This is a genomic window from Luteimonas sp. A482, assembly GCF_054072655.1.
In genome coordinates this window covers 582,215-604,194 of record NZ_JBSVRO010000001.1, presented here as the reverse complement: position 1 = coordinate 604,194, position 21,980 = coordinate 582,215, and the positions used below count along the sequence as shown (strand labels likewise).

Genomic DNA, 21,980 nt, shown 5'->3' with positions numbered 1-21,980 from the left:
GCGCCCTGCCCCATCACTCCGACGCGAAGAACTCGTTCCCGTGCAGGTCGAGCAGCTCCAGCGCGCGTCCGCCGCCGCGGGCCACGCAGGTCAGCGGATCGTCCGCCACCTGCACGTGCAGGCCGGTCTCTTCGCTCAACAGGCGGTCGATGTCGCGCAGCAGCGCGCCGCCGCCCGTGAGCACGATGCCGCGCTCGGCGACGTCGGCGCTGAGTTCCGGCGGGGTCTGCTCCAGCGCCTGGCGCACCGCGGCCACGATGCCCGCCAGCGGCTCGCGCAGCGAGTCGAGCACCTCGTTGGAATTGATCCGGACCATCTTCGGCACGCCCTCGGCCAGGTGGCGGCCGGAGATCTCGGTCTCCAGCACCTTCTCCTGCGGGTAGGCGCAACCCAGTTCGATCTTGACCCGCTCGGCCGTGGCCTCGCCGATCAGCATGCCGTGGTTGCGGCGCACGTAGTTGATGATCGACTCGTCGAAGCGGTCGCCGCCGATGCGCGCGGACTGCGAGTAGACGATGCCGTTGAGCGCGATCACCGCCACCTCGGTGGTGCCGCCGCCGATGTCGACCACCATCGAGCCGCGCGCCTCGGTGACCGGCATGCCGGCGCCGATCGCAGCGGCCATGGGCTCCTCGATCAGCGAGACGTCGCGGGCACCGGCCTCCATCGCCGAATCGCGGATCGCGCGCTTCTCCACCTGGGTGGAGCCGGCCGGCACGCAGATCAGCACGCGCGGGCTGGGACGCAGGAAACGGCTCTTGTGCACCTTGCGGATGAAGTGCTTCAGCATCTCCTCGGTGTAGGTGAAGTCGGCGATCACGCCATCCTTCATCGGCCGGTGGGTGGTGATGTTGCCGGGGGTGCGGCCGAGCATCATCTTGGCCTCGCTGCCCACCGCCGCCACCACTTTCTGCCCGCCGCTGCGGTCCTGGCGCACGGCCACGACCGATGGCTCGTTGAGCACGATGCCCTGCCCGCGCACGAAGATGAGGGTATTGGCCGTGCCCAGGTCGATGGACAGGTCGTTGGAAAACATGCCGCGGAACTTCTTGAACATCGGGAACTGGATCCGTTCGGGCGCTGGTACACAAGGGCCGCTAGCCTAGCAAAAAAGCGCATTCCAGCGCTTTCGGCGTGTCCGGAACGGGGCCTCCGCCACAGCTGCGAAGCCCGGGCGCCGTGGACGCGCCCAAAACCGCGCCGATCCAGGCCGCGCGACTGGCCTCGCGGGGGCCGCCCGGCTACCCTGTCGGACCTTTTTTTTCTGCCGAGACGCCCGATGTCCGCCCTCATCTGCGGTTCCCTGGCCTACGACACCATCATGGTGTTCCCCGACCAGTTCAAGAACCACATCCTGCCGGACAAGGTGCACATCCTGAACGTCTCGTTCCTGGTGCCCAGGATGCGCCGCGAGTTCGGCGGCTGCGCCGGCAACATCGCCTACAACCTCAAGCTGCTGGGCGGCGACCCGATCCCTATGGCCACCGTCGGCCAGGATTTCGGCCCCTACCGCGAGTGGTTCGAGGAGCACGGGATCACGCTGGACCGGGTCAAGGTGATCGACGAGCTGTTCACCCCGCAGGCCTTCATCACCACCGACCTCGACAACAACCAGATCACCGCGTTCCACCCGGGCGCGATGATGCGCAGCTACGAGAACCACGTGAAGGACGTGCCGGGCGTCACCATCGGCATCGTCAGCCCGGACGGCTACGAGGGCATGATCCAGAACGCGAAGGAGTTCGCCGAGTCCGGCATCCCCTTCATCTTCGACCCCGGCCAGGCCATGCCGCTGTTCAACGGCGAGGAGCTGCGCAACTTCATCGAACAGGCCGACTACGTGACGGTCAACGACTACGAGTCCAACCTGCTGCAGGAGCGCACCGGCTGGAACGAGAAGGACATCGTGCAGCGGGTGAAGGCCTACATCACCACCCAGGGCCCGAAGGGCGCCACGATCCACACGCCCGAGAAGACCCACAACGTGCCGCCGGCGCACGAGCGTCGCATCACCGACCCCACCGGCTGCGGCGACGCGTTCCGCGCCGGGCTGATCTTCGGCATCGAGAAGGGCTGCGACTGGATGACGATCGGCCGCATTGGCAACCTGATGGGCGCGCTCAAGGTCGAGCACCCGGGCACGCAGAACCAGCGCTTCGACTACGAGGAGTTCGCCGGGCAGTTCCGGCAGCAGTTCGGGTACGCGCCTTAGCGTCTTTCCACCCACGCACCGGTCAACCGCTTGGACCTGGAATATTCCTCGTGATTCCCCATAACGTCTTTGTTCTCTGCACAGGCCGTTGCGGCTCCGTGACATTCGCGAGGGCGTGCGCGCACTTGACGAACTTCACTACTGGGCACGAGAGCCGCGTGAGGTTTCCTGGGATGGAACGGGTTGCTTATCCACCTCGTCACATCGAAGTTGACAATCGCCTGGTCTGGTTTCTCGGTTACCTTCAGCAACGATTCGGAGCGGATGCACATTACGTTCACTTGACGCGGGAGCGCCACGCAGTCGCACAAAGCTTCAATGGCCGCTGGCATCTCCGCTCGTCGATCATGCGCGCATACACGGAACAGATCTGCATGACATCACCCAAGGATCCGCTCGCGGCATGCTATGACTATGTCGATTCGGTGACCAGCAACATAGAAGCGTTCCTGCGAGACAAGCCCAATGTCTTCCGGATGCGTATGGAAGAGCACGCTGACGTATTCCCCGCCTTTCTGGACTGGATTGCCGCCGAAGGCGATCTTGACGCCAGCATCCAGGAATGGGGCATTGCACACAATCGCAGCCCGCGTACCTGAGCCGCAGCATCGCAACTCGGGTGAGGACTTCTTCCCAACGTGAAGTTGCGACGACAGAACCGTAACTCGCTAATTCAGTCCCACTTCGGCATTTTCGTGCGCTCCAGCCCCGCGACTTCGAACTCGGCCACCTTGTTGCCGACGTCGCGGGTGGGGAACTCGATGCGCATGCGCCTGGCATCCTTCGTCAGGCGCCACAGCATCTTCTCGTCGTCGATGAACATGGCGATGGCCTCGTCGGTCTTTGGCCGGTTGGCGGCCATCTTCTTCGGCGCCTGGTCGTCGATGGTGACGGTGACACTGCAGCTGCGGTAGCAGGCCTTGGCGAAATCGCCGCCGGGCAGCACCAGGTAGCTGCTGCGGCCCCAGTCGGGATGGTCGCGGAAGATCAGGCGCACCGGTTTCGCGCCGCTGCCGTCGACGTCCAGCGGCTCCTTCGCATAGATCGCGGCCGACAGCTGCTTGCCGCCTTCCACCGCCTGGCTCTGGTAGGCCCACAGCGCGGCGACGCGGCGCGCCTCGTTTTCGGCATCACCCTTGGTCCTGGCTTCCTCGTACTTCGGCCGCACACGCCCGGCGGCTTCGGTGGTCGGCCAGCGCGCGAACAGGATGTCACCCTGCGCCTTGGCCAGGGCCCAGTTGCCGTCGGCGACGGCCGCCTCGAAGGCGCGTTCGGCATCCGTGGCCGCCTGCTCGTTGGCGGCGGCAATCGCAGCCGCCTGCGCGGCGGCCTCGGCCTCGCGATCCTTGCAGCCGGGCAGCAGCGCCAGGAGCAGCAGCGTGGCGGCAACAGATTTCATGGCGTGCATGGCAAAGACCCCTGGTTGGTTGTGACGCCGGCGACAGTCGCGCTTCTTCGACCTTCCGGATTACCCGGCGTCGCCAGCCTCAGGCACGGCCTGCGCGTCCCCGTCCTGCTCCACCTGCGGCGCAGCCGGCGCCGGCGACGCTGCAGGCTTGGCCTCGGCGATCACCTTCTCCACCGACGCGGTGGTGATCGGGTGGTAGCCCGGCCGGGCTTGCTCGAATGCCGCCTTCGCCAGCGCCAGCCCGTCCTGCGTCCCAACCAGCGCCGTGTACACCGGCATGATCAGCTTGCGCCGGCCGATCTTCTGCACGAAGGCGACGATCGCCTCGTTGGCATGCGCATAGCCGCTGCGGATCGCCAGCGGATACCAGCGCATCGCGATCTCGCCGTTGGCGGTACCGGTGAAGTCGTAGGCGCGGTCGAGCTGTTCAAGCTCGGCCACCGGCAGGGTCGCTGGCATGCCTTCGAGGAAATGCAGCCACTCCTGCGTGCTCCACTGGCTGGTGATCTGGCTTGGCGGCAGCTGCTTGCTGCCGCGCCAGCCCAGCCGCGCCGAGTCGACGATGCCCAGCCGCGGCGACAGCGCCTTCGGCGCATTGCCGGGGATTCCCGGGCCATAGATCCATTCGTCGATCTCCGCCTCCGTCACCACCCCGGGATGCGTGTCGAACAGGTGCTGCTTCGCGTACGCCAGGAAGGTTTCGGTGGGGATGCTCTGGAAGGCGAAGTGGTCGAAGTAGCCGCGCAGGAAAGGATCGAACACTTCGCGCCCGAAACGATCTTCCAGGAACTGCAGGAACCACGCGCCCTTGTCGTAGGACACCTGGCTGAGCGCGTCGTCGGCATCGAGCTCGACGCCCGGGCGGATCGCAAGCGCCTGCGTGGCCGCGGACATGTCGGCGATACCCTTCTTGAGGGCGTCGCGCGCGATCACCCACTCCATGTCGCTGAATTCCTCGCCATACAGCGACTCGACGATGCGGTTCTCGACATAGCTGGTCATGCCCTCGTTGAGCCAGCCGTGCTTGGCGCTGGAGAAGGTGACCAGGTTGCCCGACCAACTGTGCGCGAGTTCATGCGCGATCAGCGAGACCAGCGACTTGTCGCCGACGATCACGGTGGGCGTGATGAACGACAGGCGCGGGTTCTCCATGCCGCCGAACGGGAACGACGGCGGCAGCACCAGCAGGTCGTAGCGCTCCCAGCGATAGGGGCCGTACAACGCCTCGGTGGCGGCGATCATCTTCTCGGTGTCGGCGAACTCGGCGGTCGCGCGGTCGACCATCGACGGCTCGGCCCACACGCCCGAGCGCCCGGAGATCGGCTTGAACACCAGGTCGCCCGCGGCGATCGCCATCAGGTAGGACGGAATGCGCTGCGGCATGGTGAAGGCGTATTCGCCATCGCGCGCGGCGGCGGGGTCGTTGTCGGCACTCATCAGCACCATCACGTCCGGGCGCGTGGTGACGCGCGCGCTGTAGGTGTAGCGCACCTGCGGCGTGTCCTGCAGCGGCACCCAGGAGCGCGCGTGGATCTGCTGCGACTGGCTGAACATGAAGGGCAACTGCCCGCCTTCGGTCATGCCGGGCTCCAGCCACTGCAGGCCCGATGCGTCGGGCGCGGTGCGATAGGTGACGCGCACCTTCGCCGGTCGCTGCGGCGTCTGGATGGTAAGCCGGCTGCCGAGCGAGGCGTCCGCGTCGGCGAGTGTGAATTCCAGCGGCTGCCAGGCGCCATCGACCTCGGCTTCGGCCTTGTCGATGGTCAGCGCGCGGGTATCGAGCAGCAGTTGGGTCGCGCCCTGGTCCTTCCACTCGAGGGCGTAGGTCGCGGTGCCGGAAATGGTCCTGGTGTCGAAGTCGAGCGCCAGGTCCAGGGCGAGATCATCGATGACGACCTTGCCCGGCTCGGCGTAGGAATGCTCGTCGGTATCGGCCATGGCGGCGGGCTTGGCCTCGGGCGCGGCGGCGGGATCGGGTGCGGCGGCGTCGCGCTTGCAGGCCGACAGCACGAACAACACGGGGAGCAGCAACAGCAGGGCGCGCAACGCGCGCACTCGGGAATGACGCATGGCCGGGGGACGCCTCTGGCGAAAACAGGGGTCGATTCTAGTCCCGATGGCGCGCAGCCGCATGCGGCGATAGTCACGTCGCCCGGCCCGCATTCCGACAAAAGCAAGCCGAAAAATCCGGCTTGTCATTCCGAACGAAGTGAGGGATCTCGGAAAATCAGGAGCATGGATTGACCAGCTTCGCTGTTATAAAACGCTTCTCGCTACGCTCGAAATGACAGGTTTCAGCGTTGCCCGAAGGCGGAACGCGCGTCGCCATCAACCCCGGTGGGCTCAGACCTTCCAGCCGTCGTGGATCGCAACGATGCCGCCCGACAGGTTGCGATAACGCGCGCGCGCAAAACCTGCCGCGTCCATCATCGCCTTCAGTTCGTCCTGCGGCGGATGCTGGCGGATCGACTCGGCCAGGTAGCGGTAGCTGTCGGCGTCGCCCGCAAACAGGCGGCCCAGGCGCGGCAACACCTTGAACGAATGGAAGTCGTACAGCGGCTTGAACCAGTCCGCCTTGACCTGGGAAAACTCCAGCACCCGCGCCTGCCCGCCGACTTTCAGCACGCGCAGCATCTCGCGCAATGCCGCGTCCTTGTCGGTGACGTTGCGCAGGCCGAAGGCGATCGTGACCAGGTCGAAGCTGGCATCGGGAAATGGCAGCTTCTCGGCGTTGCACTGCACGTACTCGAAGCCGCGCACGTCGCCGCGGTCGGTCATGCGGTCGCGGCCGACGCGCAGCATCTCGCCGTTGATGTCGCCCAGCACCAGCTCGCCCGACTCGCCGACGCGATCCTTGAGCAGGGCGGCGATATCGCCCGTGCCGCCGGCCAGGTCGAGTACACGTGCCCCGCGCCGGACCTGCGCCGTGGCCACGAAATAGCGCTTCCAGACCCGATGGATGCCCATGCTCATCAGGTCATTCATCAGGTCGTAGTTGCCGGCGACCGACGAGAACACCTCGCCGACCAGCTTTTGCTTCTCGCCGACCGGCACCTCGCGGTAGCCGAAATGGGTGGTGCGGGATTCGTCGGATGCGCTCATGCGCGCATTATCGCACCGCCGCGCGTGCGCCGGAGGTCAGGCCCACATGCCGCGCGCCGGCGCGGACGTCTCCCCGAATCCCCGCCCCCTGTAGGAGCGGCTTCAGCCGCGATACCGACTCCAGTATCTACCCGCAGCCCGCCACAGCATCCCCCGTAGATGCCCTCCAACGAACAGAGATCCCCAACACGCTCACCGGGGCCGACGCGCCCCCTCGCCACCGGTCACCCGCCCCCGGTCGCCCACGATCACCGTGAACCCGTTCGCAGTGGCCGCCTCCACGTACAGGCTGAACAAGCCATCCGGCGACACCCACGCTTCGCCGGGCTTGAACATCGAACCTTCGTTGTTGGCGGTATCCGCGGGCGGACGGTCGGCATCCTGGCTTTGGGCCTCGTAACGATAGTCGCCGCCGACCCGGTGGATGATCACCGCATCCCCGGCCAGATGGCTCTCGTAGGTGCCGATGCGCCGCCGCGCTTCGACGGTGTAGAACGCACCGCTGTAGGGATCGGGCGACGACGGCGTCTGCAGCACCAGCATCTGCGCGTTGCCGGCGCCCTGGAGGCTGGCGAAATCCAGCTGCAGCCGCGTGCGCGGCGTGCCCGCGTCGAACGTGCGCTTGCGCGCCGCATCCACCCAGCCCATGCGTTCGCGCTGCAGCATGTTGATGTGCTTGGGCAGGGTCCCGTAGGTCGAATCCCGGGCGGCATTGCTCCAGCCGTCGCTCATCACGTCCCAGGGATTGTCGTAGCTGTCGTCGTCGCCGTCCGAGTTGTCCGAATGCGGCAGGCCGTAGCCATGCCCCATCTCGTGGGCCAGTGGCGCAAGGTTGTTGAACGACCACGGCGGATTCCACGTGGCCGACCAGCAGCGGTTGCGGCCGTCGAGCGTGGCGCAGCGGCCGCCGCCCCAGGCATGGCCGTCCAGGTCGCCGTTGAACATCATGTTGATGCCGACGACGTCGCTGAAGTCGACGTCGACATCGGCGACCGTGGTGCAGTCGTCGAACAACGCGTCGAGGTTGGCCTTCTCCTTGCCGCCTTCCGTGGTCACGTAGTGCGAACGCGGATGCGGCAGCGCATACCAGCCCACCGCGTCGCTGCCGGCCAGGTTGATCCGGTCGTAGGACACCTCGCGCCAGTAGTGGCCGAGCTGGCCGGCCGCTTCGCCGTACTGGCCACGGAAGAACTCGACCGTCTTCTGCTCCTCGGCGATGTCGCTGAAACGGCAGGCCACGCTGATCCACCGGGTCGGGCCCAGTGTGGCCTTGGCGACCCCGTCGGCCTTCCCGCTACGCACGTGGACGAGGCTGTCGTCCGGATCGTCGATCGGGACGATCGCGTCGATCGCCCGCATGCCGCCCGACTTGGCGCGGCTGAAGCCCACCGCCACGCGGCGGTTGGCGAGCGCATAGAGATCACCGGCACCACGCCGCGCTTGCTCGGCATCGAGCACGATGCGGCCGCCGCCATCCAGCGCGAGCGCCGCCTCGAACTTCGGCGCCAGTCGCGCGCCGGAGACCGGAGCGCCATCTCCCCAGCGCAGCTCCAACCCGCCCTGCACCACCTCGCCCTGCACCACCTCGCCATGGGCCGTCCCCGCCAGCAGCCCCGCGAGCGCGAACAGCACGATCCGCATCCTGTCCATCCCACTTCCCCTTGCGTACCGGCCGATTCTCGACCACCCGCCCCCACCGGACAACTTGTGACGGCCGTCGTGCGGCGCCACCGGCGACATTCCGCGCTATCGTGCTGCGCAGCCCCGCATTTCAATCGCCATGCCCACACCCGACTACCGCGCCATGCTCGCCATCGCCGTCGCCGAAGCCCGCCAGGGCCTCGCCGAAGGCGGGATCCCGATCGGCGCGGCGCTGTTTCGCAATGACGGCACCCTGCTCGGTCGCGGCCACAACCGCCGCGTGCAGGAAGGCGACCCCTCCGTCCATGGCGAAACCGACGCCTTCCGCAAGGCCGGCCGCCAGCGCACCTACCGCGACACCATCATGGTCACCACGCTCTCGCCGTGCTGGTACTGCAGCGGGCTGGTGAAACAGTTCGGGATCGGCACCGTGGTGATGGGCGAATCGGTCAACTTCCAGGGCGGCCACGACTGGCTGCGCGAACATGGCGTCGAGGTGATCGACCTCGGGGACCCCGAATGCATCGCCATGCTCGGCGACTGGATCGCGGCGAATCCGCGGGTATGGAACGAAGACATCGGCGAGGATTGATCGCGTCGCCGCGAGCTGAGGTCGTCCTCCGGGTCGACGAGGGTCGAATGCCCTGAAGGTCCCTGCGCCCGGTTTGTCATCCCGAGCGCAGCGAGGGATCTCCCATCCGGACGCCGTCGCGCGAAAGATCTCTCGCTACGCTCGAGATGACAGGATTCCCTCCCTGACCCCAGCCAGCCACCACGCCAGCCCCATCGCCCCATACCGCGGGTGGCCTCGCACCTCCGCACCCCGCACGGCCCGACATGACCCTCCAGCACCAACCCATCGAATTCCGCGGCACGCCCTGCATCCGCCTCCGCAACGAAGGCGCCACCGCGCTGGCCGCCCTACACGGCGGGCAGCTGCTGTCCTGGGTCCCGGCCGACGGTCGCGAGCGCCTGTTCCTGGCCGAACGCGCCGACTTCTCCCCCGGCGCCGCCATCCGCGGTGGCGTACCGGTGATCTTTCCCCAGTTCAGCGACCGCGGCGCACTGCGCAAGCATGGCTTCGTGCGCGTGCTCGACTGGTCCTTCGCGGGGATCGAGCACGAGGCGGCCCACTTCGAACTACACGCCGGCCCCGCCACCGCCGACTGGCCGCATGCCTTCGCCTGCCGCCTGTCGATCGCGCTCACCGACACCGCGCTCACCGCCACCCTCGCGGTCGAAAACCGCGGCGACAACGCCTTCGCCTTCACCGCCGCACTCCACACCTACCTGCGCGTCGATGACCTCGCACAGGTCACGCTCGAAGGCCTGCAGGGCTGCGACTACGAGGACAGCGCCAACGGCGGCACACTGCACCGCGAAGACCACCATGCCCTCGCCTTCGATGGCGAGATCGACCGCATCTACGGCGATGTCGTCGCCCCGCTCACCCTCGTCGATGGCGAGCGTCGCCTCGACATCGAGCAAGCGGGCTTCACCGACACCATCGTCTGGAACCCGGGCGAACAGCTCGCCACGCGTATCGGCGACCTGGCCCCCGGCGAACACCGTCGGTTCGTCTGCGTGGAAGCCGGGCAGGTGCTGCAGCCGGCAGTGTTGATGCCGGGCGATCGCTGGCACGGCAGCCAGTCGCTGGGCTGAGGCTGCGGATCAGGCGTCCGCAGGCAGATACAGGTATTTCTGGAACCCGACGAAGGTCTGCCGGATCTGCTCGGGCGACCCCAGCTCCGTCGCCGCATCCGCGATCGCGTGGTACTTCAGCCGCAGCAGCGGCGTCAGCTTCTCGATGTCCAGCTCGTCGACGCCTTCCTCGACGTAGTGCTCGAGCACGAACTCGACGAACGCCAGATGCCGGTTGCTCCTGTAGGTATCGCTGATGCCCGCCTTGGCCCGCCGCGCGCGTTCGCTGCGCGGGACCGGTGCCCGCGTATAGGCCACGTAGGCCAGCACGTCGAACAGATCGCTGTCCTCGGCCTCGATGGCCTTCTGCATCTCGGCCAGCGCCGCCCGCCCGAAGCCCTTGTCGGCCAACCCGTCCAGCAAGGCCTTGCGGGTTGCCGGATCGCTCCACAGCTCGCGCAGCTGGTCTTCGTCGCGGAAGAACTCCGGCAGCGTTCCGAACAGGCTTTCCAGGAACTGCGCGGCCGACATCGGCCTGCCGTCCGCGCTCCAGAACGTGGTCGCCACCATGCTCTGGATCCGCCGCTCCTTGCCGTCGGCCAGCCTCACCTTGATCCGCTGCGGGCGCGGCGCCGGATCGGGACGCGGCAGGCCCGGGCTCTCGCCTTCACCACCCGGTGGGCGGGCCCGGGGCGGATCCGGATCGATCGGCTCACCGTCCCATTCCGGGTCGCTGAAATGCAGGTAGGCCTTCACGAAATCGTGGATCGTGAAGTAGTCCTTGCCGTCGTACAGGCGCGTGCCGCGGCCCACGATCTGCTTGAACTCGATCATCGAATTCACCGGCCGCATCAGCACGATGTTGCGCACGTTGCGCGCATCCACGCCGGTGGAGAGCTTCTGCGACGTGGTCAGGATGGTCGGGATGGTCTTCTCGTTGTCCTGGAAGTCGCGCAGGTATTCCTCGCCCTTCGCGCCATCGTTTGCAGTCACGCGCACGCAGTACAGCGGGTCGGCATTGGTCTTGTTCTGGTTGATCAGGTCACGGACCATCGCCGCGTGCTCCTGGGTGGCGCAGAACACCAGCGTCTTCTCGCGCGGATCGACCAGCTTCATCCATTCGCGCACGCGGAACGCCTCGCGCTCGGCGATCACGATGACCCGGTTGAAATCGCCCTCGACATAGCGCTTGCCCGGCACCACCTCGCCTTCCACCACAGCGTCGTCGGGCGTGTAGGTGTAATCGTCGATCGTGGTGGCGAACTGCTTGACCCGGAACGGCGTCAGGAAGCCGTCGTTGATGCCCTCCTTCAGCGAATAGCTGTAGACCGGCTCGCCGAAATACGCGTAGGTGTCGGCATTGCTCCGGCGCAGGGGCGTCGCGGTGAGCCCCAGCTGCACGGCAGGCGAAAAATACTCGAGGATCCCGCGCCAGCTGCCTTCATCCTTTGCGCCGCCGCGATGGCATTCGTCGATGACGATGAAATCGAAGAAGTCGGGCGGATACTCGCCGAAGTACGGGGTATCGCCCGGACCGCTCATGAAGGTCTGGAAGATGGTGAAGAACACGCTGCCGTTCTTCGGCACGCGGCCTTTCCTGCGGATCTGGTCCGGCGCGATCCGCACCAGCGCATCGTCGTCGAACGCCGAGAACGCGTTGTAGGCCTGGTCGGCCAGGATGTTGCGATCGGCCAGGAACAGGATGCGCGGCCGACGGGCGGGTTCACCATCGCCGGCTTCTTCAAGTGCGTGCCAGTCGCCGAGGTTCCACCTGGCATGGAACAGTTTCCACGCCAGCTGGAAAGCGATGAAGGTCTTGCCGGTGCCGGTCGCCAGGGTCAACAGGATGCGGTCGCTGCCAACGGCAATCGCGTCCAGTACCCGCTGGATGGCGATGTCCTGGTAATAGCGGCCCTGCCAGGTGCCGCCCTTGTCCTCGAAGGGAATGGCGGCGAAGCGGTCCCGCCAGGCGTTGGCGGTGGCGAAGGTGCGATCCCAGAGTTCTTCCGGCCCGGGGAAGTCGGCGACATCTCCCTCGGCGCCGGTCGTCATGTCGATGCCGTAGATCGACTGCCCGTTGCAGGCATAGCTGAAACGCACATCCAGCTTGGCCGCATACGCCTTGGCCTGCATCACGCCCTCGGCGCAGGCCACACCCCAAGCCTTGGCCTCAACCACCGCCAGCTTGATGTTGCGGTACACCAGCACGTAGTCGGCGATCTCGGGCTTCGCCCGCTGGCCGTGGCCCTGCAGCCGCCCCTGGGTGATGCGGAACTCGCGCCGCACTTGGCTGCCTTCCACCACACCCCAGCCCGCCGCCTTCAGGGCCGGGTCGATATGTTCGGCGCGGGTCTCGGCTTCGTTCATCGTTCCCCCTGAATGGCAATAGCAATCCGCACATCTGCCCAAGCATCAGTCTCAACCCGCCTTGAGAATTAACGTTTTGCGCTTAAGCACCTAAGTGCTTGTCTCACATAGCGAACCCACCAGACCACCGGCTCTTCCGCTATTTGCCCTAAAGCACCCTCAAGCCCAGTACGGCACGTACCTCGCATAGCGCGTGGACGTGGTTTCGGAGTCGTCCAGCTTGATCTTGCCGGTCTCCTTGGCGGCACCAATCACCTGGGAGACGGTTGCCGTGGCTGCTTCGGACAGCCCAAAGCGTTCCCTCAGCGACTGGTTGGTCATCCGCCTGCGGGTGACGTACTGAAGGACGCAATGCTGATAGCAGGCGCGAACACGATCCGGCCTACCCATTTCCGAAAAGTCCCGGTGCGCGTACAGCACCACGGTCGTAGCGAGGCTTCCCACCAGCACCTCATGCGCCGGCAGCTGATACGCCTCGGTCAACTCCGTCACCTTGTCCACGCCGCTGCCCTTCTGCTCGCAGATGCGGAACTTGCGCATCAAGCCCGCCAAGCGCTCGTTGCGGGCACGATCCTCGTCGATGAAGCGATCAGGCTCGATCGGAGGGATGCCGGCATTGGAGATCTCGATCCTGTCCGAGTACATCTCGATCTTCACACCACGCCCTGTGATCTCGAAGTCCTGGTGCACCAACGCATTGGCGATGAGTTCGCGCAGGGCCTGCCTGGGAAACATCTTGGTTTCTTCGCGCAGCGCTTGTTCGACAAACCGATTCTGCGGCGCCGAGGAATGAACATGGTCTAGAAGGCCCTCGAACCCCACTGCATATCCCTTGAGGCCCTGCGTTTCGTCCCTTGTCACCAGCTTGCTTGTGCCGTCGTACACGATGACCCGTGGTGCCTTGCCCGCAAGCTCGTCGGAGAATGCGTCCAGGCGCTTGGCCAATAAAAGGGCCGTCATGTTGGTGATGTTCCAGCCGGAGTCCGATTCAAAGATCAAGCGCATGTCCTGTAAACGCCTTATGACACCATTCCGATCCGATGGATACGGGAGCTGCAGCAGGTCAAAGAATGCCTGTGTATCCAGCAATGCCACCACATCATCTGCCGAGGCTTCCGCGACGGCTGCGCACTCCAGCCAGCCCTGCTGCGCCTCGTCCATGATCCTGCGCAGCTGATCCGGGGTCATGCCCACCAGCGATTCGCCCGCGCGCATCCAGTACTGACCGTTGATATGCAACGGCTGTCCGACCGGTCGCGAGGGAATCGAGAACACCAGCACCCTGCCCTCGGGATGAGAGAGCTGGACAGCTTCCAGTCGAATCCCAAGACGATGGGTAACCAGCAGCTTGATCTCGTTCAAATGGACTTCGGCGCCGAACGCCTGCGTCCCGACCACCCGCCGGGGATGGGTGTTGCTGACGCCCAACACCAGATGACCGCCACCTTCGTTGCCCAGCGCCACGCAGTAATCCAGCAGCTTGCCGTTGTCGAACTGCTGCTTGGCCTCCTTGAACTCCAGGCATTCCGTTTCGACGGGGGTGGCCAACCATCGGGCGAGTGTTTCGAGCGTGACCATCCGTGTCCTCACAGTTGTCCGGAGAAGGCCTGGTGCAGCAGGGATTGCTTGAGTTCGTCGAGGGCGGCGAGCTTGCGGGTGTAGACGGATTCGAGTTGGCGGGTTTCGCCTCTCAACTCATCCAGCTTCCTGACGATGTACTCCTGCTGCTGGAGTGGTGGGACATCGAGACGAACGCTAGCCAGCTTCTGAATCGTCAATGTGTCTACGGTTGCTCCGTTGCCTTTGTCCATCTGCTCTGTAAAGCATGGCGATTTTAGCCAGTAATTCACAAATTCGCTCAGCACGTCCGAAGCCTTCTTCAGCCAGAGAACACTGGCGTCCTTGAAGTAAAAACAATCCGAGTCACGGACGATGTGCGTGTTCCCGATGGTTCCGATGGCGGTAATAACGATATCGCCAGAATCCGGCGCCCCATACCTGCTCTTCAATTCTGCAAAGTGCTTCTCGCTGATGAACAGTTCGTTCTCGACAGACCCACACGTCGATAGGCGAGTGACTTCACGCCCTCGGTAGAATGGAACGCCGCTGGTCTTCCACTCTGACTTCAACACGCGCTTGCTCGATCCAACATCAAACAGATCGCGCATCGCCACATTGCGAGTGTTCTCGTTCGAAATGAAGCGCTGTGCCAACTCGCACGTGAAGACCTCACGTGCAGAGCGCAGGTTCTTCTCGGCATTTGCCTTGGCGGTGGCGATGCCCGCGAATGCATCGTCGAGGAGGGTGACAATGCGGCGCTGCTCATCCAGTGCGGGATAAGTGATGCAACTTTCCCTGAGCAACCGGTAATGGCGGGCGTATCCCAACGAATCAGGCCTGGCCCTGTGCATCTGGTAGTAAAAGAACTTTGGATCGAGGAACTCTCTCGGACTTAAAACCTTGACGCCATCAGCGCCGAGAACAAAGTCAAAATCAACGTACTTGAGTGTCCGCGTGTGGTCGCCAAAAACAACAACAGGGTGCTCCAAACGCAACAGATCGTCCGCGTCATTCCAGTACCCATTGATGAATGCGTCTTCTTGCGAAACGACCGGGTAGTCTCCAACTTCGAGAAAATCCTTGCGTTGGACTTTCGCTCCGAGCTTGATCGGTTCGATACATTCCTCAAACGGCCGCTCTATCCATCCCGAATTCACAACAGCTCCCTGATCCCAGCCAATACCGCTGCACTCTCCACATCAATCGCCGCGATTTCATTGAGGATCTCCTTTGGGCTGCGCTGCGGCACTGTCTCACCGCCGCTCGGGTTCTTCACTGACAGATCGAACGTGTTCTGATCGATGGCATCCGCCTCCACCGTCCAACTCTTCGGCGACTCCGCAAACGTCTTCTTCAGCTCCACGAACTCGACAAGATCCGCATCGTTGAGCGGATTGGTCTTGCCCATGTTGCGGCCGGGGTCGAGCTGGTAGTACCAGACCTTCCGTGTCGGCGCGCCCTTCTCGAAGAACAGCACCACGGTCTTCACGCCCGCGCCCTGGAAGGTGCCGGACGGGCAATCGAGCACGGTGTGCAGGTTGCAATCGGCCAGCAGCTTGCGGCGCAGGCTGGTGCTGGCGTTGTCGGTGTTGGACAGGAAGGTGTTTTTGATGACGATGGCCGCGCGCCCGCCGGGCTTGAGCATGCGGATGAAGTGCTGCAGGAACAGGAATGCGGTCTCGCCGGTCTTGATCGGGAAGTTCTGCTGGACTTCCTTGCGCTCCTTGCCACCGAACGGCGGGTTGGCGAGCACAATGTCCTTCTGATCCTTGGGCTGGATGTCGTTGAGATTCTCGCCCAGGGTGTTGGCGTGGACGATGTTGGGCGCCTCGATCCCGTGCAGGATCAGGTTCATCACGCCGATCACATAGGCCAGGCCCTTCTTCTCGCTGCCGTAGAAGGTTTTCTCCTGCAGGGTCTTCGCGTCGCGCGTGGACAGCTTGCCCGTGTTGCGCAGATAGTCGAACGCTTCGCACAAAAAGCCCGCGCTGCCGCAGGCGCCGTCGTAGATGGTCTCGCCGATTTTCGGGTCGATCACCTCGATCATGGCGCGGATCAGCGGACGCGGCGTGTAGTACTCGCCGCCGTTGCGCCCGGCGTTGCCCATGTTGCGGATCTTGGCTTCGTACAGGTGGCTGAGTTCGTGCTTCTCGGCGCTGCTGCCGAAGCGCAACTCCTCCACGCGTTCGATCACGTCGCGCAGGTTGTATCCGGAGCGGATCTTGTTGCCGATCTCGCCGAAGATCTCGCCGATCTTGTATTCAAGCGTCTGCGGCCCGCTGGCGCGCTGCCTGAAGCCTTCCAGGTACGGAAACAGTTCGTCATCGACGAAGTCGATGAGGTCCGGACCGGTGAGCGCCTTGTTGTGGTCCAGCTTGCCGTCCTTGCCCTTCGGCGCGGCCCAGCTCTCCCAGCGGTACTTCTTCTGCAGCAGCCAGTCGTACTTGCGCCCCTCCAGTTCGGCCTCCATCGCCTTGTCGCGCTCCAGCGCGTCGAGGTACTTGAGGAACAGCAACCACGACGACTGCTCGGTGTAGTCCAGCTCGCTGGTGCAGCCGGCATCCTTGTGCAGGATGTCGTCGATGTTCTTGAACGCCTGCTCGAACACTGCGGATTCGCCCCCTGGTTTGGAGGCGCTACTGTAGCGGGTCGGGTTTATGCGCCAAAGGGGACAACGCCTGGCGGTGCGGGTTGCGGGCTGTTTTCCGGTTGTTCAAGGGCGCGGCCCTTGATCGGGGTCCATTTGGCGAATGGTGCTGCTCAGGGGCGTGGCGGCGGGCTGGCCCCCACCCCAGCCCTCCCCCGCGTGCGGGGGAGGGAGCAGAGCGGGGACGGCCAGGGGCGGGCGCTCGGAAACCGGCAGGGCTGGCCTGCTTCCACCGCGCTCAGCGCGCCTCGATCGTGAACCCGCCGAACGCCACACCCAGGTCCCAGCCCTTGCCGGTACCGGCCAGGGCCAGCGACACGTCGCCCTTTGTCATCGCCTGCGCCTTGCTCGATTTGACCGCGCCGGCGTGGGCTTCGGCCGCGACATAGGTGCCGAGCAGATCACGGATGTCGCGCACCGCGGAGAAGTCGCCGCGGCCGTCGCGGATGTCGGACTTGCCCACGCTCAGGCCACCACCCCGGGCCTCGATGCTCACTGACATCGACTGGCCGTTGTCGCAGCTCACCCGGCCGGTGCCGGACGCGGTCTTGTAGAAGGCCGACCAGCCCGACATGTCGAAGGCCAGGCGGCAGGACACGTCGCGCGCGGCGACCGGCGCGACGGCCAGCAGCGCGGATGCCAACGTGGCAACGGTGAGAAAGCGGCGGATCTGCATTGCAGGGTGTCCTTGTTGGGCTGGCGCGGCGCGCGGGTTCAGAGAATGTAGCGGCTCAGGTCCGGATCCTGCACCAGTTCGCCCAGGTGCAAATCGACGTAGGCACGGTCGATGGTCACGCTGCTGCCGTCCTTGTCGGGCGCCTCGTAGCTCAGCGTGTCGAGCAGGCGTTCGAGCACGGTGTGCAGGCGGCGCGCGCCGATGTTCTCCTGGCGCTCGTTGACCTGGGCGGCGATCTCGGCCAGGCGCTCGATGGCCTCGTCGGCGAACGCCAGCTGCACGCCCTCGGTCCGCAGCAGCTCGACGTACTGCGTGGTGAGCGCGGCCTTGGGCTCGGTGAGGATGCGCACGAAGTCGTCCTTGGTCAGCGCCGACAGCTCCACGCGGATCGGGAAACGCCCCTGCATTTCCGGGATCAGGTCGCTGGGTTTGGCCAGGTGGAAGGCGCCCGATGCGATGAACAGGATGTGGTCGGTCTTGACCGAGCCGTACTTGGTGCTCACCGTCGAGCCTTCCACCAGCGGCAGCAGGTCTCGCTGCACGCCTTCGCGGCTGACGTCGCCGCCGCCCACGTTCTCGCCGCGCTTGGCCACCTTGTCGATCTCGTCGATGAATACGATGCCGTGCTGTTCGCAGGCCTCGATCGCGGCCTCGCGCACGTCATCCTCGTTGACCAGCCTGGCGGCTTCCTCGTCGATCAGCTGCGGGCGCGCCGCCTTGATCGTCAGCTTGCGCGCGTGCGTCTTCGCGCCGCCAAGGTTGGCGAACATCTGCCGCAGCTGCTGGCCCATCTCCTCCATGCCCGGCGGGGTCATGATGTCGACGCCCACGTTGGCCGACAGTTCGAGTTCGATCTCGCGCTCGTCCAGCTCGCCGGCGCGCAGCTGGCGGCGCAGCTTCTGGCGGGTTTCGGATTCCTTCGACGACGGCTCCGCGCCGATGTCCACGGTGGTCTGGCTGCCGAAGCCGAAGCCCGGCTGCGGCGCCTCGCGCCTGGGCAGCAGCGCGTCGAGGATGCGGTCCTCGGCGCGTTCCTCGGCCTGGGTGCGCACCTTCTTCTTGGCCTGCTCGCGGTAGAGCTTGACCGCGGTGTCGGCGAGGTCGCGGATGATCTGCTCCACGTCCTTGCCGACGTAGCCGACCTCGGTGAAACGGGTTGCCTCGACCTTCACGAACGGTGCGTTGGCCAGCGTCGCCAGGCGGCGCGCGATCTCGGTCTTGCCAACGCCGGTCGGGCCGATCATCAGGATGTTCTTGGGCATCACCTCGTTGCGCAGCTCGTCGGGCAGCTGCGCACGGCGCCAGCGGTTGCGCAGCGCGATGGCGACCGCACGCTTGGCCGACGTCTGGCCGATGATGTGGCGGTCGAGCTCCTGCACGATCTCGCGCGGGGTCATGGTGGAAGACGATCCAGGTTGATTCATATAGATGCCTCTTGCCCGTCATCCCCGCGAAGGCGGGGATCCAGCGGCGTTGTATTCGATCGGGGGAATGCGCTCGGTGACCGGACTCGACAGCTGCCGGAAAGACGTTCAGTCCTCGCGGCGGCGACGGTCAAAGTTCCTCGACCACCACGTTGCGGTTGGTGTAGATGCAGATGTCGCCGGCGATCTTCAACGCTTCGGTGGCGATGGTGCGCGCGTCGAGCTGCGTGTGCGCGAGCAGTGCGCGCGCGGCGGAGAGCGCGTAGCTGCCGCCGGAGCCGATGGCGATGAGGCCATCCTCCGGCTCGATCACATCGCCGGTGCCGCTGATGATCAGCGAAGTGTCCTTGTCGGCCACCGCAAGCAGCGCCTCGAGCTTGCCGAAGCGGCGCTCCGTGCGCCAGTCCTTGGCCATTTCCACAGCGGCCCGCTGCAGCTGGCCGTGCTTGGCGAGCTTGGACTCGAACAGTTCGAACAGGGTGAAGGCATCGGCCGCAGCACCGGCAAAGCCGGCCAGCACCTGGCCGTCGGTGCCGAGCCGGCGCACCTTGCGCGCGTTGCCCTTCATCACGGTGTGGCCGAGCGTGACCTGGCCGTCGCCGGCCACGGCCACCTTGCCGTCGCGGCGCACCGACAGGATCGTGGTGGCGTGGAATACGTTCGGGTTCTGGCTGGGGTCCATACGGCCTCCGGGGCGGGTCCGACAGACATAGGGGCGCCCCGGGCATGATCAAGCCCCGACGGCGAACGGGCTGCCTCAGGCCAGGTGCGCCACGCAGGAGTAGCCGTGCCGCGCTGTTCGATATTCGCCGCTTCCGGACACCTCAACGCGCGCCACGATCAGGACGCGGCCGTCTTCCGCGCCAGCCGCTATTCCTTGCGTCGCCGGGCCCGCGGATGGGCCGCGTCGTAGACCTTGGCCAGGTGTCCGAAATCCAGGTGCGTATAGATCTGCGTGGTCGAGATGTCCGCGTGCCCGAGCAGCTCCTGCACGCCGCGCAGGTCGCCGGAGGACTCCAGCACGTGGCTGGCGAACGAATGCCGCAGCAGGTGCGGATGCACCCGCTTGAACAGGCCCTGGCGCTGCGCAAGCTGGCGCATGCGGATCTGTATCGCGCGCGGGCTGATCGGCTTGCCGCCGCGGCCCGGGAACACCGGCCCGTCCTCGGCGCCACCGCTGTCGGCGCGCCATTCGCGCAGGGCGTTGCGGGCGAACGAGCCCACCGGCACGATCCGTTCCTTGCCACCCTTGCCGAGCACGCTGACCAGGCCTTCGTCCAGATGCAGGTCACGCCAGCGCAGCGCGCACAGTTCGCTCAGCCGCAGGCCCGACGAGTAGAACAGCTCCAGCATCGCGCGGTCGCGCAGGCCCAGCGGCACGTCGGTCGGCACTTCGACCAGGGCCTTGGCCTCGTCCGCGTCAAGCACCTGCGGCAGCTTGCGCGGCGCCTTTGGCGCGCGAACGCCGGCTGCGGGATTGGCGACGATGCGGCCATGCTTGAGCAACCACCGGTAGAAACTGCGGACCGCCGAGAGCCGCCGCTGCAGGCTCTTGGGCGACAGGCCGCGGCGGTGCTCGGCGGCGATGAAGGCGCGGATGGCGGCTTCGTCCAGGCCGATCATGCCGCCATGCGCTTCGGACCAGGCCGACAGTGTTTCAAGATCACGCCGATACCCCTCCAGCGTGTGCGGCGAAACGCGGCGCTCGACCTGCAGGTAGGAAAGGAACTCCCCCACCGTCACCATGCCGGGCGCGGGTGGCCGTTCAGCCATCGAACCTGCGCAGCGCCACTTCGAACGCCTCGCCCATCATGCGCAGGAACAGCGTGCCCATGCCGGGATAGAAGCGGTTCTGGTCGGCGCTGCCGACCGCGACCAGTCCGGTGCCTTCCAGCGCCAGCAGCGCGCTCGACTCCACCTCATCGACCCGCGCGCCGTACAGCAGCGCCTGCTTGTCCGGATGCAGGCGTCCGCACAGCGGCTCGCCTTCCCTCAGTGCGTCGGTAAACGGCCGCAGCACGGCGGCATCGCGATCAATCACCTGCAGCCAGGGCTGCGCTTCCAGCCCGTCGACCGGCTTGAACAGCACGATGCGCACCAGGTCGCCGGCGAAGTCTTCCTCCAGCGTGGCTGCCATCGCGCTGACCACGCTGGCGCGATCGGTCTGCCGCATCAGCGCAAGCGTGAGCTGGTGGGTGCGCACCGCAAGCCGTTCGTTTTCCTGCGAAATCGAATACAGGTCGTGCAGCCGGCGCGAAAGTTCGCGGTTCTTGTCGCGCAGCACCTCGAGCTGGTAGCTGGCCAGGGATGCGGCCGGGCCATCCTCGCGCGGTACCACCAGGCTCAATGCCAGGTCCGGGAACTGCTGCAGGAACTTCGGCTGCCTGCGCAGCCACGCCGCCACTTCGTGGGCGCCGAGTTTCTCGGTCGTGCTCATCGGGTCCATTTTCCTTCGAAGACAAATGCAGTCGGGCCGGCCATCGACACCTGCGCGGTATCGTCAGGCCAGGCGATACGCAACTCGCCGCCAGGCAGCGACACGGCCACGTCGCGGTCCAGCCGCCCGGCGCGCACCAGCACGGCCACCGCCGCACAGGCGCCGCTGCCGCAGGCGAGTGTTTCGCCAACGCCGCGTTCGTACACACGCAGGCGGATGCGACCACGATCGATCACCTGGGCAAAGCCGATATTGGCCGAGTCGGGGAACAGCTGCGAAGCCTGCAGCGCAGGGCCGATCCGCGCCACCGCGGCTGCGGCCACGTCATCGACTTCGATCACTGCATGCGGGTTGCCCATCGACACCGCGCCGAAACGCAGCGCACCGACGTGCGGAAGGGTGGTCTCGTAGCTGGGTGCCTGCTGCGCGATGCCGGCCATCGGCACCTGCGCGGGATCGAAGCGCGGCACGCCCATCGCAATGCGGTAGTTGCCCTCCCCCAAGACCTCGACCGCATGGTTGCCGGCGGGGCTGTCGAGTTCAAAGCGGGTCGCATCCGTGGCGCCGACGCGTACCAGCCAGGCCCCCACGCAGCGAGCGCCGTTGCCGCACTGGCCGGAGGGCGAGCCGTCCGAATTCCAGATGCGATAGCTGGCCAGCGCGCCACGGCTGGCGGGCGGCTCGACGGTCAGGATCTGGTCGCAGCCCACGCCGGTGTGGCGCTCGGCCAGCGCCCGGCACAGCTCAGGCGACGGCGGCGGCGCGCCATCGCGCAGGTCGAGCACGACGAAGTCGTTGCCCGCTCCGTGCATCTTGCTGAAGCGCAGCGCTGTTTGGGGCATCTCGCAGCCAGGCGGTAGCGGGG

The 21,980-nt window shown here is 65.8% G+C and carries 19 protein-coding genes; 4 read left to right on the top strand and 15 right to left on the bottom strand.

Annotation, left to right across the window (positions count from 1 at the left end; translation table 11 throughout):
• Window positions 1–13: 13 nt before the first annotated feature.
• A complete protein-coding gene (locus tag ACW5DW_RS02670) occupies window positions 14–1,057 on the bottom strand; it encodes a rod shape-determining protein (RefSeq protein WP_457017222.1) in 1,044 nt (347 codons plus the stop codon).
• A gap of 222 nt (window positions 1,058–1,279) precedes the next feature.
• On the opposite strand from ACW5DW_RS02670, the gene ACW5DW_RS02665 reads away from it, so the two are divergent.
• Together ACW5DW_RS02665 and ACW5DW_RS02660 are read left to right on the top strand one after the other, a co-directional pair.
• Window positions 1,280–2,212, top strand: a complete 933-nt coding sequence (locus tag ACW5DW_RS02665) for a carbohydrate kinase family protein (RefSeq protein ID WP_457017220.1) — start codon at window positions 1,280–1,282, stop codon at window positions 2,210–2,212.
• Window positions 2,213–2,385: 173 nt separating this feature from the next.
• Window positions 2,386–2,811, top strand: coding sequence for a hypothetical protein (locus ACW5DW_RS02660; protein ID WP_457017219.1), 426 nt, complete (start codon window positions 2,386–2,388; stop codon window positions 2,809–2,811).
• 74 nt (window positions 2,812–2,885) lie between these two features.
• On the opposite strand, the gene ACW5DW_RS02655 is transcribed toward ACW5DW_RS02660, so the two are convergent.
• The 4 genes from ACW5DW_RS02655 to ACW5DW_RS02640 form a co-directional block, all read right to left on the bottom strand.
• Complete coding sequence (locus ACW5DW_RS02655) at window positions 2,886–3,611, bottom strand: hypothetical protein (protein WP_457017217.1); 726 nt, start codon at window positions 3,609–3,611, stop codon at window positions 2,886–2,888.
• 69 nt (window positions 3,612–3,680) lie between these two features.
• Window positions 3,681–5,690 carry a M1 family metallopeptidase gene (locus ACW5DW_RS02650; RefSeq protein ID WP_457017216.1) on the bottom strand — a complete coding sequence of 670 codons (2,010 nt, stop codon included), beginning with the start codon at window positions 5,688–5,690 and terminating at the stop codon, window positions 3,681–3,683.
• A gap of 273 nt (window positions 5,691–5,963) precedes the next feature.
• The gene (gene ubiE / locus ACW5DW_RS02645) at window positions 5,964–6,722 is read right to left on the bottom strand and encodes a bifunctional demethylmenaquinone methyltransferase/2-methoxy-6-polyprenyl-1,4-benzoquinol methylase UbiE (RefSeq protein WP_457017214.1); all 759 of its coding nucleotides are present in this window, start codon (window positions 6,720–6,722) and stop codon (window positions 5,964–5,966) included.
• A gap of 192 nt (window positions 6,723–6,914) precedes the next feature.
• Window positions 6,915–8,372, bottom strand: coding sequence for a hypothetical protein (locus ACW5DW_RS02640; RefSeq protein WP_457017213.1), 1,458 nt, complete (start codon window positions 8,370–8,372; stop codon window positions 6,915–6,917).
• Between the two features lie 130 nt (window positions 8,373–8,502).
• On the opposite strand from ACW5DW_RS02640, the gene ACW5DW_RS02635 reads away from it, so the two are divergent.
• Together ACW5DW_RS02635 and ACW5DW_RS02630 are read left to right on the top strand one after the other, a co-directional pair.
• Window positions 8,503–8,955, top strand: coding sequence for a nucleoside deaminase (locus ACW5DW_RS02635; RefSeq protein ID WP_457017211.1), 453 nt, complete (start codon window positions 8,503–8,505; stop codon window positions 8,953–8,955).
• Window positions 8,956–9,200: 245 nt separating this feature from the next.
• On the top strand, window positions 9,201–10,025 hold the full coding sequence (locus ACW5DW_RS02630) for a D-hexose-6-phosphate mutarotase (protein ID WP_457017209.1): 825 nt from the start codon (window positions 9,201–9,203) through the stop codon (window positions 10,023–10,025).
• A 9-nt stretch (window positions 10,026–10,034) separates the two neighbouring features.
• On the opposite strand, the gene hsdR is transcribed toward ACW5DW_RS02630, so the two are convergent.
• From hsdR to dapF, 10 genes are all read right to left on the bottom strand, one after another.
• A complete protein-coding gene (gene hsdR / locus ACW5DW_RS02625) occupies window positions 10,035–12,371 on the bottom strand; it encodes an EcoAI/FtnUII family type I restriction enzme subunit R (protein WP_457017207.1) in 2,337 nt (778 codons plus the stop codon).
• A gap of 159 nt (window positions 12,372–12,530) precedes the next feature.
• On the bottom strand, window positions 12,531–13,949 hold the full coding sequence (locus ACW5DW_RS02620) for an ATP-binding protein (protein WP_457017205.1): 1,419 nt from the start codon (window positions 13,947–13,949) through the stop codon (window positions 12,531–12,533).
• 8 nt (window positions 13,950–13,957) lie between these two features.
• Window positions 13,958–15,088, bottom strand: coding sequence for a restriction endonuclease subunit S (locus tag ACW5DW_RS02615; protein WP_457017204.1), 1,131 nt, complete (start codon window positions 15,086–15,088; stop codon window positions 13,958–13,960).
• Entirely contained in the window at window positions 15,085–16,539 is a 1,455-nt protein-coding gene (locus tag ACW5DW_RS02610; RefSeq protein ID WP_457017203.1) for an N-6 DNA methylase, read from the bottom strand. The genes ACW5DW_RS02615 and ACW5DW_RS02610 overlap by 4 nt, the downstream gene beginning before the upstream one ends.
• 277 nt (window positions 16,540–16,816) lie before the next feature.
• Window positions 16,817–17,254 carry a hypothetical protein gene (locus ACW5DW_RS02605; protein WP_457017201.1) on the bottom strand — a complete coding sequence of 146 codons (438 nt, stop codon included), beginning with the start codon at window positions 17,252–17,254 and terminating at the stop codon, window positions 16,817–16,819.
• 38 nt (window positions 17,255–17,292) lie between these two features.
• Window positions 17,293–18,678 carry an ATP-dependent protease ATPase subunit HslU gene (hslU, locus tag ACW5DW_RS02600; protein WP_457017200.1) on the bottom strand — a complete coding sequence of 462 codons (1,386 nt, stop codon included), beginning with the start codon at window positions 18,676–18,678 and terminating at the stop codon, window positions 17,293–17,295.
• Window positions 18,679–18,808: 130 nt separating this feature from the next.
• The gene (gene hslV, locus ACW5DW_RS02595) at window positions 18,809–19,360 is read right to left on the bottom strand and encodes an ATP-dependent protease subunit HslV (RefSeq protein WP_457017198.1); all 552 of its coding nucleotides are present in this window, start codon (window positions 19,358–19,360) and stop codon (window positions 18,809–18,811) included.
• 188 nt (window positions 19,361–19,548) lie between these two features.
• Window positions 19,549–20,451 (bottom strand): tyrosine recombinase XerC, encoded by a 903-nt coding sequence (gene xerC / locus ACW5DW_RS02590; protein ID WP_457017196.1) that lies wholly within the window; start codon window positions 20,449–20,451, stop codon window positions 19,549–19,551.
• On the bottom strand, window positions 20,444–21,124 hold the full coding sequence (locus ACW5DW_RS02585; protein WP_457017194.1) for a DUF484 family protein: 681 nt from the start codon (window positions 21,122–21,124) through the stop codon (window positions 20,444–20,446). Before ACW5DW_RS02585 ends, xerC begins: the two co-directional genes overlap by 8 nt.
• A complete protein-coding gene (gene dapF, locus ACW5DW_RS02580; RefSeq protein WP_457017193.1) occupies window positions 21,112–21,957 on the bottom strand; it encodes a diaminopimelate epimerase in 846 nt (281 codons plus the stop codon). Before dapF ends, ACW5DW_RS02585 begins: the two co-directional genes overlap by 13 nt.
• Between the last annotated feature and the right edge of the window lie 23 nt (window positions 21,958–21,980).

Bases quoted from the DNA above. Each gene is read 5' to 3' on its own strand.
- ACW5DW_RS02635 (WP_457017211.1), top strand. From the start codon at position 8,503: ATGCCCACACCCGACTACCGCGCCATGCTCGCCATCGCCGTCGCCGAA.
- ACW5DW_RS02620 (WP_457017205.1), bottom strand. From the start codon at position 13,949: ATGGTCACGCTCGAAACACTCGCCCGATGGTTGGCCACCCCCGTCGAA.
- hsdR (WP_457017207.1), bottom strand. From the start codon at position 12,371: ATGAACGAAGCCGAGACCCGCGCCGAACATATCGACCCGGCCCTGAAG.
- ACW5DW_RS02630 (WP_457017209.1), top strand. From the start codon at position 9,201: ATGACCCTCCAGCACCAACCCATCGAATTCCGCGGCACGCCCTGCATC.
- ACW5DW_RS02650 (WP_457017216.1), bottom strand. From the start codon at position 5,690: ATGCGTCATTCCCGAGTGCGCGCGTTGCGCGCCCTGCTGTTGCTGCTC.
- ACW5DW_RS02585 (WP_457017194.1), bottom strand. From the start codon at position 21,124: ATGGACCCGATGAGCACGACCGAGAAACTCGGCGCCCACGAAGTGGCG.
- ACW5DW_RS02670 (WP_457017222.1), bottom strand. From the start codon at position 1,057: ATGTTCAAGAAGTTCCGCGGCATGTTTTCCAACGACCTGTCCATCGAC.
- dapF (WP_457017193.1), bottom strand. From the start codon at position 21,957: ATGCCCCAAACAGCGCTGCGCTTCAGCAAGATGCACGGAGCGGGCAAC.
- ACW5DW_RS02640 (WP_457017213.1), bottom strand. From the start codon at position 8,372: ATGGACAGGATGCGGATCGTGCTGTTCGCGCTCGCGGGGCTGCTGGCG.
- hslU (WP_457017200.1), bottom strand. From the start codon at position 18,678: ATGAATCAACCTGGATCGTCTTCCACCATGACCCCGCGCGAGATCGTG.
- ACW5DW_RS02655 (WP_457017217.1), bottom strand. From the start codon at position 3,611: ATGAAATCTGTTGCCGCCACGCTGCTGCTCCTGGCGCTGCTGCCCGGC.
- ACW5DW_RS02660 (WP_457017219.1), top strand. From the start codon at position 2,386: ATGGAACGGGTTGCTTATCCACCTCGTCACATCGAAGTTGACAATCGC.
- ACW5DW_RS02665 (WP_457017220.1), top strand. From the start codon at position 1,280: ATGTCCGCCCTCATCTGCGGTTCCCTGGCCTACGACACCATCATGGTG.
- hslV (WP_457017198.1), bottom strand. From the start codon at position 19,360: ATGGACCCCAGCCAGAACCCGAACGTATTCCACGCCACCACGATCCTG.
- xerC (WP_457017196.1), bottom strand. From the start codon at position 20,451: ATGGCTGAACGGCCACCCGCGCCCGGCATGGTGACGGTGGGGGAGTTC.
- ubiE (WP_457017214.1), bottom strand. From the start codon at position 6,722: ATGAGCGCATCCGACGAATCCCGCACCACCCATTTCGGCTACCGCGAG.
- ACW5DW_RS02605 (WP_457017201.1), bottom strand. From the start codon at position 17,254: ATGCAGATCCGCCGCTTTCTCACCGTTGCCACGTTGGCATCCGCGCTG.